14 protein-coding genes are annotated in these 15100 nt (G+C 63.4%); 9 read left to right on the top strand and 5 right to left on the bottom strand.

Features of this window, described 5'->3' with window-relative positions; translation table 11 throughout:
- The first annotated feature begins 21 nt into the window (after positions 1–21).
- From EBQ26_RS02045 to ptsP, 8 genes are all read left to right on the top strand, one after another.
- The gene (locus tag EBQ26_RS02045; RefSeq protein WP_122237369.1) at positions 22–1011 is read left to right on the top strand and encodes an ABC transporter substrate-binding protein; all 990 of its coding nucleotides are present in this window, start codon (positions 22–24) and stop codon (positions 1009–1011) included.
- A gap of 167 nt (positions 1012–1178) precedes the next feature.
- A complete protein-coding gene (locus EBQ26_RS02050) occupies positions 1179–2066 on the top strand; it encodes an ABC transporter permease (protein WP_122237370.1) in 888 nt (295 codons plus the stop codon).
- A gap of 51 nt (positions 2067–2117) precedes the next feature.
- The gene (locus EBQ26_RS02055; protein ID WP_122237371.1) at positions 2118–2912 is read left to right on the top strand and encodes an ABC transporter ATP-binding protein; all 795 of its coding nucleotides are present in this window, start codon (positions 2118–2120) and stop codon (positions 2910–2912) included.
- Positions 2913–3077: 165 nt separating this feature from the next.
- Positions 3078–3845, top strand: coding sequence for a YggS family pyridoxal phosphate-dependent enzyme (locus tag EBQ26_RS02060; RefSeq protein ID WP_122237372.1), 768 nt, complete (start codon positions 3078–3080; stop codon positions 3843–3845).
- 139 nt (positions 3846–3984) lie between these two features.
- Positions 3985–5304: an MFS transporter gene (locus EBQ26_RS02065; RefSeq protein WP_122237373.1), complete on the top strand. Its 1320-nt coding sequence runs from the start codon at positions 3985–3987 to the stop codon at positions 5302–5304.
- A 9-nt stretch (positions 5305–5313) separates the two neighbouring features.
- Positions 5314–5748: a PTS sugar transporter subunit IIA gene (locus EBQ26_RS02070; protein ID WP_122237374.1), complete on the top strand. Its 435-nt coding sequence runs from the start codon at positions 5314–5316 to the stop codon at positions 5746–5748.
- Positions 5745–6014, top strand: coding sequence for an HPr family phosphocarrier protein (locus EBQ26_RS02075; RefSeq protein WP_122237375.1), 270 nt, complete (start codon positions 5745–5747; stop codon positions 6012–6014). The genes EBQ26_RS02070 and EBQ26_RS02075 overlap by 4 nt, the downstream gene beginning before the upstream one ends.
- Positions 6015–6141: 127 nt before the next feature.
- Positions 6142–7935 carry a phosphoenolpyruvate--protein phosphotransferase gene (gene ptsP, locus EBQ26_RS02080; RefSeq protein WP_122237488.1) on the top strand — a complete coding sequence of 598 codons (1794 nt, stop codon included), beginning with the start codon at positions 6142–6144 and terminating at the stop codon, positions 7933–7935.
- A gap of 123 nt (positions 7936–8058) precedes the next feature.
- Here the strand turns inward: ptsP and EBQ26_RS02085 are convergent, their stop codons facing one another.
- From EBQ26_RS02085 to rpmH, 5 genes are all read right to left on the bottom strand, one after another.
- Positions 8059–9966, bottom strand: a complete 1908-nt coding sequence (locus EBQ26_RS02085; protein WP_122237376.1) for a bifunctional chorismate-binding protein/class IV aminotransferase — start codon at positions 9964–9966, stop codon at positions 8059–8061.
- A 119-nt stretch (positions 9967–10085) separates the two neighbouring features.
- Entirely contained in the window at positions 10086–11762 is a 1677-nt protein-coding gene (gene yidC / locus EBQ26_RS02090; protein WP_122237377.1) for a membrane protein insertase YidC, read from the bottom strand.
- Positions 11759–12094, bottom strand: a complete 336-nt coding sequence (yidD, locus tag EBQ26_RS02095; RefSeq protein WP_122237378.1) for a membrane protein insertion efficiency factor YidD — start codon at positions 12092–12094, stop codon at positions 11759–11761. The genes yidC and yidD overlap by 4 nt, the downstream gene beginning before the upstream one ends.
- Positions 12091–12684: a ribonuclease P protein component gene (locus EBQ26_RS02100; RefSeq protein WP_122237379.1), complete on the bottom strand. Its 594-nt coding sequence runs from the start codon at positions 12682–12684 to the stop codon at positions 12091–12093. The genes yidD and EBQ26_RS02100 overlap by 4 nt, the downstream gene beginning before the upstream one ends.
- Positions 12685–12768: 84 nt before the next feature.
- The gene (gene rpmH, locus EBQ26_RS02105) at positions 12769–12906 is read right to left on the bottom strand and encodes a 50S ribosomal protein L34 (RefSeq protein WP_073355483.1); all 138 of its coding nucleotides are present in this window, start codon (positions 12904–12906) and stop codon (positions 12769–12771) included.
- A 450-nt stretch (positions 12907–13356) separates the two neighbouring features.
- On the opposite strand from rpmH, the gene dnaA reads away from it, so the two are divergent.
- The gene (dnaA, locus tag EBQ26_RS02110) at positions 13357–14949 is read left to right on the top strand and encodes a chromosomal replication initiator protein DnaA (RefSeq protein ID WP_122237380.1); all 1593 of its coding nucleotides are present in this window, start codon (positions 13357–13359) and stop codon (positions 14947–14949) included.
- Positions 14950–15100: the final 151 nt, after the last annotated feature.

Genomic DNA, 15100 nt, shown 5'->3' on the forward strand with positions numbered 1-15100 from the left:
GGGCAACAAGGAGACAACACGATGATTCAAAAGACTTTTCTGACCTCGGTCACGCGCCGCGCCGTGCTGTGCACGGCTGCTGCGGCTGCATTGCTGGGCACCACGGCGACGGCCTACGCGCAAAGCCACTCCGTGGCCGTTACGGCAATCGTGGAACATCCCGCGCTGGATGCCGTTCGCGATGGTGCCAAGGCGGCGCTGGAGGCTGCTGGCTTTTCCGGCGATCAGCTCAAGTGGCAGTACCAAAGCGCCCAAGGCAACACCGCTACGGCTGCGCAGATTGCGCGCAAATTCATTGGTGAAAAGCCCAGCGCCATCATCGCCATCGCCACGCCGTCGGCCCAGGCGGTCGTTGCCGCGACGAAGGACATTCCTGTGGTGTACGCCGCCGTGACCGATCCCGTGGCAGCGCAACTGGTCAAGAGCTGGGAGCCTGCCGGCGGCAACGTCACCGGCGTGTCGGACGCCCTGGAGCTGGAAGACCAGATCGCGCTGATCAAGAAAATCGTGCCCAATGCCAAGCGCGTGGGCATTGTCTACAACCCCGGCGAAGCCAACTCCAACGCCGTGGCCGAACAGCTCAAGCAAGTGCTGCCCAAGCACGGCATGGAACTGGTGGAGTCCAGCGCGCCGCGCACGGTGGATGTGACCTCGGCCGCGCGCAAGCTCGCTGGTAAGGTGGACGTGATTTACACCAACACGGACAACAACGTGATCTCTGCCTACGAGGCCCTGGCCAAGGTTGCCAACGAAGCCAAGATCCCCCTGATCGCCTCCGATACCGAGGCGGTGCGCCGTGGTGCGATTGCCGCTTTGGGCGTGGACTACAAAGTCATTGGCCGCCAAACGGGCGAGTTGGTGGCCCGCATCCTCAAGGGTGAAAAGCCTGGCGACATCGCTTCGCAGCGCGCGGCCAGCCTGGAGCTGTTTGTCAGCACCAAGGCCGCAGCGGCGCAAGGCGTGACTTTGTCCCAGGAGCTGATCCAGTCTGCCAAGGAAGTGATCCAGTAATGGCTTGCTTGGCCCCGCTTCCCGGCACAAGGGGATAGTGGGTCGTGTTGCGGGCGCGTTGAGCGCCCGCTGGCGCATGCGCGCCGTCCCAGGGTGGGGCTTGAGAGCAATCACCGCCTCCCCCCTGTTTCCGTTTTCAGACGTCATCGTTTTCATCACACCGCGACATGTCCTTCTACGCATTCATGGGCGCCATGGAAATCGGGCTGATTTTTGGCCTGGTCGCCCTGGGCGTGTTGATTTCCTTCCGAATCCTCAACTTCCCCGACCTCACGGTAGATGGCTCCTTCCCGCTGGGCGGCGCCGTGGCGGCGATCCTGATTGCCAATGGGCGAGATCCCTTCATTGCCACGGCCCTTGCGGCTGCAGCGGGGGCGGCTGCGGGGTTTATCACGGGATGGCTGAACGTACGCTTGAAGATCATGGATCTGCTCGCGGGCATTTTGATGATGGGGGCGCTGTACTCCATCAACCTGCGCGTGATGGGGCGGCCCAACGTCCCGCTGATCAGCGAGCCGACGGTTTTCAGCGTGCTGATGCCGGGCTGGCAGCCCGAATACATTGAAAAACCGCTGATCCTCCTGGTCATCGTGCTGCTGTGCAAGTTGCTGCTGGATGCGTATTTCTCCACCGAGCGCGGTCTGGCCATGCGCGCCACAGGTGCCAACGCCCGCATGGCCAGCGCCCAGGGCGTGGCCACCAACCGGGCCAAGCTGGTGGGGCTGGCTATTTCCAACGCGCTGGTGGCTTTGGGCGGGGCCTTGTTTGCGCAAAGCCAAGGCGGGGCCGATATCTCCATGGGGATTGGCACCATCGTGATTGGCTTGGCTGCCGTCATCATCGGCGAGAGCGTACTGCCCTCGCGGCGCATCCTCTGGGCGACCCTGGCGGTGGTGATTGGCGCGGTGCTCTACCGCTTGTTCATCGCCTTGGCGCTGGAGAGTGGAGAGTGGACGGGCCTGCAATCGCAGGACTTGAACCTGATTGCCTCTGCCTTGGTAGTGCTGGTGCTGGTGCTGCCGCTGATCAAGCGCGGCCTGCGCTCGCGCAAGTGACGCAGGCCGCCGAGAACCCTTGTTGAGAAGTCGAACGAGAAGTCGCCAACGATGCTCAAAGCCACCGACCTGCACATCACCTTCAACCCCGGCACCCCGATCGAAAACCCCGCCTTGCGCGGGGCGGGGCTGGAAATCCCCTCGGGCCAGTTCGTCTCCGTCATCGGCTCCAACGGCGCGGGCAAATCCACCTTTCTCAACGCCATCGCAGGCGATGTGATGGTCGATAGCGGGCGCATTGAAATCGATGGCGTGGATGTCACCCACAAACCCGCCTGGCAGCGCGCCAACATGGTGGCGCGCGTATTCCAAGACCCCATGGCGGGCACTTGCGAAGCCTTGACCATCGAGGAAAACATGGCCCTGGCCATGCGCCGGGGGCATAAGCGCGGCTTGGCGATGGCTCTGAAGCGCGCTGACCGCGAGCTGTTTCGCGAGCGCCTGGCCAGCCTGGGCCTGGGGCTGGAGAAACGCTTGACCGATCGCATCGGCTTGCTCTCTGGCGGCCAACGCCAGGCTGTCAGCCTGCTCATGGCGGCGTTGCAGCCCTCGCGCATCCTGCTGCTTGATGAGCACACCGCCGCGCTGGACCCCAAAACCGCTTCCTTCGTGATGGAGCTGACCGCCCGCATCGTGGAGGAAAACCGCCTCACCACCATGATGGTTACGCACAGCATGCGCCAGGCGCTGGATTACGGCAGCCGCACCGTCATGCTGCACCAGGGCCGCGTGGTGCTCGACGTCAGTGGTCAGCAGCGCCAGGGTATGGACGTGCCGGATTTGCTGCATCTGTTCGAGCGCACGCGCGGCGAAGTGCTGGCCGACGATGCCCTGCTGCTCAGTTAAGGCGTGGCACGCATCGCAGGGTCCACGCTGCGCCGGATGCTCGCCGGGCGCATTTCCGGGCCAAGCGGCGGCCTGGCGAAAAGGCCGCGTTGCGATAGCCGCAGGCTTTGCGCCGGTTTTCACGCTTGGCCGCCTGCCCCATCCCGCTTTCCTTCCCCCTGAGCCATGACTGCGTTCCAGCCCGCCTTGACCGAAGAAGACCTGCGCCGCAACCTGGCGGCCATTCGCGCGCGCATTGATGCGGCCTGCGCCCGCAGCGGGCGCGACCCGCAGGAAGTGCGCTTGTTGCCCGTGAGCAAAACGGTGGAAGTCGAGCGCCTGCGCCTGGCTTATGCCGCCGGTGTGCGCGAGATGGGTGAAAACAAAGTGCAGGAAGCCCACGGCAAATGGCAGGCCATGCGCGAAGCCATGCCCGATTTGCGCTGGTGCCTGATTGGCCATTTGCAAACCAACAAAGCCAAGTTCGTGGCCGAATTTGCCAGCGAATTCCACGCGCTCGACAGCCTGCGCGTGGCCCAGGCGCTGGATACGCGCTTGCAGGCGCTGGGGCGCAGCCTGGACGTGCTGGTGCAGGTCAACACCTCGGGCGAGGCCAGCAAATTCGGCTTGGAGCCGGCCGAAGTGGTGCCATTTGTGCAGGCCCTGCCGGCGTTTGGCGCGCTCAAGGTGCGCGGGCTGATGACGCTGGCCATGCACACCACCGAAGAGGCCCAGGTGCGCCGCTGCTTCGTGCTGCTGCGCCAATTGCGCGAACGCTTGCAGCAAGAGACGGCTTATGGCGGCGCCATTGCGCAGCTCTCCATGGGCATGTCGGGCGATTTCGAGTGGGCGGTGGAAGAAGGCTCGACCACTGTGCGCGTGGGCCAGGCCATCTTCGGCGCGCGCGCACTGCCCGATTCGCATTACTGGCCCGAAGGCAGCGCGCCAGCCTGAGCAAAAAGGCCTTTGCATGCTTGTAATTACAATTCAAAAAGAAATAAAACAACCATTTTTCGGCATGATGGTATTGAAGTTGAATTCATATTGATATGTAATTTGCTGCATTGACCAATGCCGCCGACAACCCGATGCCATGAACGCCCCCAGCTCCCAATACCTCAGCCCCGCAGCCACCGTGCGCGTGTTCTGCGTGTTTGCGCTGGTGTACTTCCTCTCCACCATGGTGCGGGCCATCATGGCTACGCTGGCGCCCGAACTCACCGCCGCTTTCGCGCTCGACGATGCGCAACTGGGCCTGCTGGCGGGCAGCTATTTCGTCGGCTTTTCGCTGATGCAAATCCCGCTGGGCATGGCGCTCGATCGCTTTGGCCCGCCGCGCACCGCCGTCGTGTTCCTGTTGGTGGCCCTGGCGGGCGGGGTGTTGACCGCCACCGCCCAATCCTTTGCCGCCATGCTGGCTGGCCGCACCTTGTTGGGGCTGGGCCTGGCTGCCGGGCTGATGGCGCCCATGGCGGCCTACCGCCGCTGGTTTCGCCCCGCCGCGCAGGTGCGCTCCAACGCCTGGATGCTCACCGTCGGCTCGCTGGGCATGCTGGCCTCCACCGTGCCGGTGCAATGGCTGCTGCCCCAAATCGGCTGGCGCGGCGTGTTCTGGTTGTGGACGGGGCTGGCGCTGCTGGCCTGGCTGGGCTTGCTGCTGTGGATTCCGCGTTGGCAGCACAACGCAGCGGCAGACCACGCAGCAGCGGGCAATGGGGCAGGGCAGGGCGGCGCTGCGGCAGGCCAGGCCACGCCGCCTGCTGCGCCACGCCCGCCCACGCTGCGCGCCATCCTCAAAGGCTATGGCACGGTGCTGTTGGACAAACGCTTTCTCAGCGTCGCGCCAGTGGGTTTTTTTGGCTACGGCGCGATGTTCGCCATGCTGACGCTGTGGATCGGCCCCTGGCTGCGCGAGGTGCATGGCGCCAATGCGCAGCAAGTGGCCTCCGGCCTGTTTGCGATCAATATGGGCATGATGGCGGCCTTTTTCCTCTGGGGCGTCGTGGCGCCCAGGCTGGAGCGGCGCGGCTTGCAACTGGAGCCGCTGGTTCTGGTGACCATGCTCACCGGGCTGGCGCTGTTGCCGCTGGTGCTGTGGCAGGGCGAGCGCGCGGGCTGGCTGCATTGGGCGGTGTATTGCATGAGCCTGTCGGGCTTTTCGCTGGTGCAGCCCAAGCTGGCCCAGCACTTTCCCAGCCATTTGGCGGGCCGGGCGCTGACGGCGTTCAATCTGACGATTTTTGCTGGCGGCTTTTTCCTGCAATGGGGCGTGGGCGCAGCCATCAATGCCTTTGGCCAGGCAGGGTTTGAGCGCGTGGCCGCGTTCCAAATCGCGCTGATGCTGATGTGGGCGTGCAAGCTGGCCGCGCTGGGGTGGTTTTTGCGTTTTCGCCATGCGCCAGCGCCGCAATAATCGCCCGCTATGACCCTTTGCCGCATTTTCATCGTCGCCCACGCACCGCTGGCCTCGGCCCTCAAAGCCTGCGCAGAGCATGTGTTTGCCGATGCCGCCGCCGATGTGCAGGTGTTGGATGTGCTGCCTGAGCACGACAGCGCTTTCTGGCATGCGCAGGCTGATGCGCTGCTGCTGGCGCCACGGCCAGGCTCTGCCGCAGATGCTGCGGCGCCCCCGGCCCCGGTGCTGCTGCTCACCGACATCATTGGCGCCACCCCGTACAACGTGGCGTGCGCCTTGGCGGCGCATGCGGCTCAGGCGGGCCTGCCTGCCTGCGTGCTCACGGGCGCGAACCTGCCCATGCTGCTGCGCGCCATCACCTATCGGCACGAAAGCCTGCCTGACTTGGCCGAGCGCGCCAGCAGCGGGGCCGTGCAATCCATCACCTGCATTCAGCCATGATCCAAACTCAAACCACCATCGTCAACAAACTGGGCCTGCACGCGCGCGCTTCGGCCAAGCTGACCAAACTGGCGGGCAGCTTCGAGAGCCAGGTGTGGATGAGCCGCAATGGCCGTCGCGTCAATGCCAAAAGCATCATGGGCGTAATGATGTTGGCCGCAGGCAAGGGCGCTGAAGTCGGGCTGGAAACCGATGGCCCCGACGAGGCCCAGGCCATGCAGGCGCTGCTGGAGCTGATTGCCGACCGCTTTGGGGAGGGCGAATGATGGCGGCCCCCAACCGTTGCCTTGTCCCCTTCGGGCGGCCTGCGTGCGGCACAGGCTCTAGAGCGTGTCATGCACTTTTCGCTCTAGAGAGCGGTGGAAAGTGCATGACACGCTCCAAGGGATTGCCATGAGTGCGCACAACATCCACCTGGCAGGCATTGCCGTTTCGCGTGGCATCGTCATTGGCCGCGCGTTGACGCTGGCGCGCGCGCCCTTGCAGGTTGAGCACCACATCATCCCCGGCGCGCAGGTGCCTGCCGAGCTGGAGCGCTTGCAGCGCGGCTTTGACCTGGCCATTGGCGAGTTGCGGCGCGTGCAGCAGGGGCTTGCCGATGAGGCCGCCTACGCCGATTTGCACACCTTGCTGGACGCCCACGCCATGCTGCTCGAGGACGAAGCCTTGCAGCAAGGCGCGGCCCACTACGTGCGCGAACGCCACTACAACGCCGAATGGGCCTTGATGGAGCAATTGGCCGAACTCTCGCGCGATTTCGACGCCATGGATGACAGCTATCTGCGCGAGCGCAAGGCCGATCTGGAGCAGCTCGTGGCGCGCGTGCTGCAATGCATGCGCCTGGCCCCCGGCGTGGCGCCACCACCCATGACGGTGTTGCCCAGCGGTGCCGATGCCAGCCTGGATGTCACCAGCTTGCCGCCCCGGCCGCGCGATGCGCTGCCGCAAATCGTCGTCGCCCACGATTTGGCCCCTGCGGACATGCTGCACTTTCGCCGGGGCATGTTTGCAGGCTTTGTCACCGATGCGGGCAGCAAAGCCTCGCACACCGCCATCGTGGCGCGCAGCCTGGATATTCCCGCCGTCGTCGGCATGAAAGATGCCAGCGCGCGCATCGCCCACAACGATTTGCTCATCGTGCATGCCGATGCGGGCCTGGTCATCCTCAACCCCGATGAGGCCACCCTGCAAACCTACCGCGGCTTGCAGGCGCAGATGCTCCAGGCGCGCCAGCGCCAGCAGCGCTTGCGCTACACCCCCGCCATCACCCGCGATGGCTGCCAGATCGAGCTGCTGGCCAACGTCGAGCTGCCCGCCGACTGCGAAGCCGCCGTGGCTGCCGGAGCCGTGGGCGTGGGGCTGTTTCGCAGCGAGTTTCTCTTTCTGGGCCGCCACGACAGCCTGCCCGGTGAGGAGGAGCAATACCGCGCCTACCGCGCAGCCATCCAGGCCATGCAGGGCCTGCCGGTCACCATCCGCACCATCGATATTGGCGCGGACAAGTTGCTGGAGGTTTGCGGCCACGCGCTGCCCAGCCAGGAGCAATCGGCGCTCGGGCTGCGCGCCATCCGCTGGAGCCTGGCCAATCCCGAGCTGTTTTGCACCCAGTTGCGCGCTCTGTTGCGCGCCGCCGTGCATGGGCCGTTGAACATCTTGTTTCCCATGCTGTCCCAAATGGGTGAAGTGCGCCAAACGCTGGAGTTGCTGGAGCAAGCCCGCGAGGAGCTGCGCGCGCGCAACGTGGAATTTGGCCCCGTGCGCCTGGGCGCGATGGTGGAGGTGCCCGCTGCCGCCCTGATGCTGCGGCAGTTTTTGCCGCACTTCGATTTCATCTCCATCGGCAGCAACGACCTGGCCCAATACACCCTCGCGGTTGATCGCGCCCAGGCCAGCGTGGCGCATTTGTTCGATGCCACCCACCCCGCCGTGCTGCATTTGATCGCCAACGTCATTGCCCAATGCAAGGCCCAGGGCAAATCCGTCTGCCTGTGCGGCGAAATCGCAGGCGATCCGCACATCACCCACTTGCTGCTGGGCCTGGGCTTGCAATCTTTTTCCATGAACCCGGCCCAATTGCTGGCCGTCAAGGAGCGCATTCTCCAGGCCGACACCGGCGTGCTCGCGCCCTGGGCACAGCAGGTGCTGGAGTTGGAGGACACCCAGGCGGCGCTGGAGCCATCTGGCTAGCGGGAAGCTTTTGGAGGCATTTTTTACCAATCAATAGGCAAAAAATAACCTTGTTTCGGCATGTCGGCTAATAAGACAGTTTTATATTGATTTGTAAATGATGAGGGCGTCCTTTGGCGGAGCCTAGAGCGTGGCATGTTGGCCGGGCGTGCACTGCGCGGGTAGCAGCCCTTGGAAGGCGTTGCTGACGGCGATGGCTTCGGCGCGGGCCAGGTCCTGGCGGGTCAGGCGCGCGCTGCGGACGCTGTGGGCGCCCAGATAGGCGGCGGGATCGGCCAGGATGGCGCGGCGCATCACGCCCTCGAGGATGTCCAGCTCCAGCGCGGGCGTGTGCCATTGGCCATCCAGGCGCACAAAGACGTTGCAAATGCCGCCTTCAAGCAGATGGCCGCTGGTGTTGAAAAACAGGCTGTCGAAAGCGCCCTGGGCCGTGGCGTTTTGGCGGCCCTGGTCGTAGTGGGCGCGGTGGGAGGTTTTGAAGCGGCGCAAGAAATCGCGCTCGGGCAGCGGTTCGGGGGCGATCAGCAGGCGTACGGGGCGTTGCGTGCTGGCGCTGGCCAGGGTGGCGGGGCGAAAGCGCAGCTCGTAGCGGCCATCAGGGAAGTATTCGATACGCAGGGCTTGCGGCGTTTGCGGCGCGGGCGCGCTGGCGGCGAGGCTTTGGGCTTGTTCCCACAGTTGCGGCGGCACAGGGGGGAACCGCAGGGCGCGGGCGCTGTCCTCCAGCCGCTGGCGGTGCAGGGGCAGCAGGGGGCAGTGGCCGTGCTCGGCGCGCAGGGTTTCAATCAGGCTGAACTGGGGCGGCAGCTCGCGCAGAAAGCGGCTTTTCCATTGGCATTCGCGCCATTCGTCGGCGGGGTCGCTGTCGGCGACGATGCCGCTGCCAACGCCGAAATCGCCTTCATGCAGGCCATCGGCGCGCGGGTGCAGTTGCAAGGTGCGGATGGCGACGTTGAGCGCGCCCTGGCAGCCCAGCGGGTTATCGGCAGGGGCCAGATGCCCGACGCTGCCGGTGTAAATGCCGCGCGGGGCGGCTTCGAGGTCGCGGATTTTCTCCATGCTCATGCGCTTGGGCGCGCCGGTGATGGAGCCACAGGGGAAGGTGGCGCGCAACAGCTCGGCCAAGCGCGTGCCGGGGCGCGGGCGGGCCTGGATACGGCTGGTCATTTGCCAGACGGAGCCGTAGGGGGCGACATGAAAGAGCCGGGGCACGGCGACGCTGCCGTATTCGGCGATGCGGCCCAGGTCGTTGCGCAGCAAGTCCACGATCATGACGTTTTCGGCGCGGTTTTTGAGATCTTGTGCCAGGGCCTGGGCGCGTTGCCGGTCGCGCTCGGGGTTGTGCAAATCGCGCGCGGCCGTGCCTTTCATCGGCTCGGTTTCGATCAGGCCATCGGGCTGGATGCGCAGAAACAGCTCGGGGGAAAAGCCCAGCGTCCACACCGGCGGGGCAGGCTGTAAGGGGGCTTGTGCGCAGGCTTGCGCAGCGCCGGGCAGGCGGGCCAGCAGCCCGTAGGGCACGGGTTGCTGTTGGCGCAGGCGGCGGTAGAGGGCGGCGGGGTGGCCGTAGCTGCGCACCTGGGCGCGGGTGGTGTAGTTGATTTGATAAACCTCGCCGCGCGCAATGGCGGCTTGCACCTGGGCGACGTGGGCGCGATAGCTGGCTTCGTCGATGCCATCGGCCCAGGCGCACAGGCCCGCCGGGGCATGGCCGCCAGCTTGCTCCAGCCATTGCGCGAGGGCGGCATGCTGAAGCGGGCTGGCCTGGGCGAACCAGTGGAGCTGGGCGCAGACGCGGCTGTCTGGCAGGTGTTGCAGGGCCTGGCCCCATTCGTAGGGCAGCCAGAGAAAGGCGTGCCAGCCTTGCGCCCAGCCGTGGTGCAGTTGGGCGTCCAAGCCGTCCAGCTCTGCCGCGCCGAAGGTGTGCGTGCTGCGCCAATCCCATAGCAGGCGGGCCTGGTTGCAGGTGGCGTCGTCGAGCAAAACGAAGGGGGTGGCCTCGGGCAGAGCCGGGGCTTGCAGATTTTCCATTTCAATGTATTTTGGGTTTTATTTGTATGTTGCCGAAATGGGTGGATTTCGTTTCTTTTGATTGGTTATTTGTAGAAAAAAGCCGCCTGGCAGGCGGCTTCGGGTAGGGCGTAGGGTGTTTATTTGAACTTGGGCAGGTTGAACTGCGGCGGCACGCCCATGCGGGTGTTGATGATCCACTGCTGCACGATGGAGAGGATGTTGTTGGTCAACCAGTACAGCACCAGGCCCGCCGGGAAGAAGAAGAACATCACGCTGAAGGCCAGCGGCATGAACCACATCATCTTGGCTTGCATGGGGTCTGGCGGCGCCGGGTTCAGGGCCACTTGCAGCAGGGACGAGACTGTCATGAGAAGCGGCAAGATGAAGTACGGATCGGGCGCGGCCAAATCGTTCACCCAGCCAATCCAGGGCGCATGGCGCATTTCCACGCTGGAAAGCAGCACCCAGTACAGGGCGATGAAGAAGGGCATCTGGATGAGGATGGGCAGACAGCCGCCGAAGGGGTTGACCTTCTCCTCGCGGTAGATGCGCATCATCTCCAGCTGCATCTGCTGGGGGTTGTCCTTGTGGCGTTCGCGCAGTTGCTGGATGCGCGGGTTGATGGCCTTCATCTTGGCCATGCTGGCGTAAGCCTTGGCGTTGAGCCAGTAGAAGGCGACTTTGAGCAGCACCACCAGCGCGACGATGGCCCAACCCCAGTTGCCCAGCAGGTTGTGCAACTGATCGAGCAACCAGTACAGCGGCTTGGCCAGCACTTTGAACATGCCGTAGTCCTTGACCAACTCCAGGCCGGGGGTGATGCCTTCGAGGTTTTTCTCGATCTGCGGGCCAGCGTAGAAGATGGATTCAACCGCTTGCGATTGGCCGGGCGCAACGGTGGCAAAGGGGGTGGTTTGCCCGACGGAATACAAATTCGGGCCCAGGCGGTTGACGTAGTTGGTGCGCTGGATGCCGTCGCGCAAGATCCAGGCAGAGGCAAAGTAGTGCTGCACCATGGCCACGTAGCCCGTGTCGGTGGTTTTCTCGAAGTTGTCCTTCTTGTTGTTGATGTCTTCGAAGCTGACTTTCTGGAACTTCTCCGCATCGCTGTAAACCGCCGGCCCGGTGTAGGTGCCCGCAAACATCACGCCGCCATCGACCAGGCCGCCATCGCGGGTGATCTGCTCGTAAAGCTGGGTGGAGACGGGCGCTTGGCTATGGTTGATGACTTCATGGCGCACATGCGCGTCGTAATGGCCGCGCTTGAATGTCCAGATCTTCACGAGCTGGACGCCGTTTTGCACGGGCGATTCAAAGCGCACTTGCAGCTCGTTTTGCCCGTCCGCCAGGCTCAAAGGGCCTTCAGCCAGCGTCATCAAAGTCTGATGGTTGGGCAGGCTGCCGCCAGTCAAGCCGGTCTCGGCCACATAAGTGTGGTCGCCACGGCGGTCGAGCAACACGACATTGCCATCACGCGCATCGTTGTCGTATTGCAGCAATTGCACGCGGTTGAGCGAGCCGCCTTGGGTGCTGAACGTCAAGCGCAGCACATCGGTGGTCACCACCACATCTTCCGCGCCCGCCACGGGCGCTTGGGCGCTGGCAGGCGGGGCGCTTGTGGAAGTTGCGGCAGGCACGCCAGCGGGAACAGCGCCTTCAGAGGCGGCCGGAGTGGCTTCGGCGCTGGCGGAGACCGGGGTTGGCTGCGGGAAAAACAGCGCCGGATTGCCGTTATGGATTTGCCAGCGATCCCACAGCATGATGAGGGAGAAGACAAAAACCACCCACAAAATGGAGCGACGGATATCGTTCATGAAGACTTCTCGGACGAGGGGGAAGAAGGGGGGCAATCGTTGCTCTCGGAGGCGAGCAAGCGCGTAAACAAGCCTTGGCGCTCTCCAGCAGGTGGCGTTGCGGGCGGAGGGACAGGATCGCAACCGCCTTCGCACCAAGGATGACAGCGCGCCAGACGGCACACGGTCAGCCAACTGCCACGCGCTGCGCCGTGCTGTTGCAAAGCGTCAATGGCGTACAGCGAGCAAGTGGGCTCAAACCGGCAGCCACTACCCAGCCAAGGGCTGAGCAGCAGGCGATAGAGCTTGACCAAGCCGATCAGCCCATCGCGGAAGAAGGCGTTAAGCGTCATGGCAGGGGAGGAGCGGTGTGCTGGCTAGGGTCTGCACCAGCTTGAGGCACATTTGGGAAAGCGGCAGGAGCCGCAGCTGCGAAAGCGCGCGCGAACAGCCGCTGCAATTGCCCCCGCACTTGCAAGCGCAGCGCATCAGAGGCGGCGCTGCGCAAAGGAGCGGGTGTTTGGCGGGCTGTGCCAGTTGCTGCTTGCAGGAGGACGGAGCTGGCTGCTGGTTGGCGGTGCCGCTGGCGCGGGGTATGCGCAGGCTTGCGCGGGGCATGAAACCCCCCGCGCAATCGCACCAAAATGGCTTGGGCCGGGATAGAGCCAGCGCCATCATTGCGGCAGTGCTCCAGCGCCACCGCATAGACCTGCCGACGAATCAAGTTGCGAGTGACTGCGTGGCGCGCCCAGCGCTTGGGCAATAAAACCCCCACCCAAAGCGCATCGCGATGTGCCGGCGCAACCCCTGCCAACTGTGCGGCGGGCAAGCTGTGCAGGCAGAAGTGAGAGGTCTTGGCCACAGGAAAAACAGCCAGCAGTTGTTGAAACTGCTGGCGTTTTTTCAAATGGCGCAGGGCCTTGGGCTGTGATGCCTGCGGCATGCGGTAGCACCTCTCCCTGCGTCACCCTGTGGATGCGATGCGGAATGCGCGCGGCAGGGGCAACAAGGGCAACGGGGCGAAGGCTTATGCCAGGCCCAGACGCTTGCGGCCTTTGGCGCGGCGAGCGTTGATAACGGCGCGGCCGCCCCGTGTTTTCATGCGCACGAGAAAGCCATGGGTGCGGGCGCGGCGGATTTTGGAGGGCTGGTAGGTGCGTTTCATAGCAATGACCTCTGGGAAGGTTTGGATAAATCTGCGGAGTTTCGACGGGCTGTAAATAAGAGCCTTTGCACAGGCTTTAAGCCAGGCCGACGAGGCGAGAAGGCGAAAGTCCGCAAAACCGAGCATGGGGTTGTGCTTGCGCAAAAAACCAGCGCTCGATCCCTAACGGCTTAGGCCCCGTAAAGCAAACCGCGAATTATCGCACATGATGGCATTGTTGTTGCCAGTGGCAATTAAAGACTACCGCATGGGGGGCATGCGAGAAGTTGTGGATAACTCCTGGCTGCGGGAGGGGACAGACCTATAATCCGCGCCTCTTTTGTAACGGGGTGGGCGATTGAGCGCCAGCCTCTGTCGATGCAAAGCCTGACAACTATTTGATTTAAAAAGGCTTTGTGTTTTTGGATTCAGGGCTGCAGGCCGTGTGGCTGGCCCTTTTCGATATACACCATGAATGACGTCATCAAACCCGCTGCGGACGATGCGGGCTTGTGGCAGCGCTGTCTTGAACGCTTGGCGCTTGAGGTGCCTGGGCCACAGTTTGCCGCCTGGATCAAGCCACTGCGCGTGGAGTCCACTGGCGCGAGCGTGCATATTTACGTGCCGAACCGCATTGCGCTGGACCATATCCGCAAGCGTTATCTCGAGCGCATGGCCGTTTTGCTGCAAGAGATAGGGGGGCAACATATCCAACTGGAGGTGAGCCTGGCCTCGCGCACGGCCAAGCCTGGACGTACAGTGGGAGCAAGGCCAGGCGCCGCCCCCCTGCGCGCGACGCAGACAAGGGGGGGCTCTCAGGTGGGCGCTGCACGGGCCTTGCCATTGGCCGATGGCGCGCCACAGCCTATGCAAGCGCTGGCCACTCAAATGCAGACGGATTTATTGGCCGCCTCCTATGCACAAGAGCATGAAGGGCAAGCATGGCCGCAGGCGCAGGATGCCGCCCCTGCGCATGCTGCGCCCGTCGAGCAGGAAGAAATAGCAGCCGCGCCTGTTGTGGGGGCCACGGTGGGCGGGGTGGCGGGCGCGCGGTTGGATCCGCAGTTGAATTTCGACAACTTGATCGAAGGCTCGGCCAACCGCATGGCGCGGGCGGCAGCCCTGCATGTGGCGCATGCGCCAGGCCAGCTCTACAACCCGCTGTTCATTTACGGCGGAGTGGGCCTGGGCAAAACCCACTTGATGCATGCAGTGGGCAACCAGATGCTGGCCGAGCGGCCGGATGCCAAAGTGCTGTACATCCACGCCGAGCAGTTTGTGACCGATGTGGTGCGCTCCTACCAGCGCAAGACTTTTGATGCGCTCAAGCAGCGCTACCACTCGCTGGATTTGCTGCTGATCGATGACGTTCAATTCATCGCAGGCAAAGAGCGCACGCAAGAGGAGTTTTTCAACGCCTTCGAGGCCTTGCTCTCGCGCCGCTCGCACATCGTGATGACCAGCGACACCTACCCCAAGGGGCTGACCGATATCCACGAGCGCCTGGTGTCGCGTTTTGATGCTGGCCTGACCGTCGCGATCGAGCCGCCTGAGCTGGAAATGCGGGTGGCCATTTTGATCGACAAGGCCAAAAGCGAGGGCATCCAGTTGTCCAAGGAAGTGGCTTTTTACGTGGCCAAGAACGTGCGCTCTAACGTGCGCGAGCTGGAAGGCGCTTTGCGCAAGGTGTTGGCCTACGCTCGCTTCAACCACAAAGAAATCTCCATTCCCGTCGCGCGCGACGCCTTGCGCGATTTGCTCTCTATCCAGAACCGGCAAATTGGCGTGGAGAACATCCAAAAGACGGTGGCCGATTTTTACAAGATCAAAGTGGCCGACATGTACAGCAAAAAGCGCCCCGCCAGCATCGCGCGGCCGCGCCAGATTGCGATGTATCTGGCCAAGGAGTTGACACAGAAAAGCCTGCCCGAAATCGGCGAACTCTTTGGCGGGCGCGACCACACTACGGTGTTGCACGCTGTGCGCAAGATCGCGCAGGAGCGCCAGCAGCAGCCCGAACTCAATCAGCAACTGCATGTACTGGAGCAGACGTTGAAGCGGTAATTTTTATAATTCAAAAAGAAATAAAAATGCCTTGTTTCGGCATGGTGTTATTGAAATTGATTTCACTTTGATTTGATATTGTAACCATTGGCCGATTTGGACGGCACAAACTGTCTTAGGGTTAACCTGTCGATGACAAAGTGAAATGGAG

Origin of the sequence: Allofranklinella schreckenbergeri (genome assembly GCF_003703475.1) — a bacterium.
Taxonomy (GTDB): Bacteria; Pseudomonadota; Gammaproteobacteria; order Burkholderiales; family Burkholderiaceae_C; genus Lampropedia; species Lampropedia schreckenbergeri.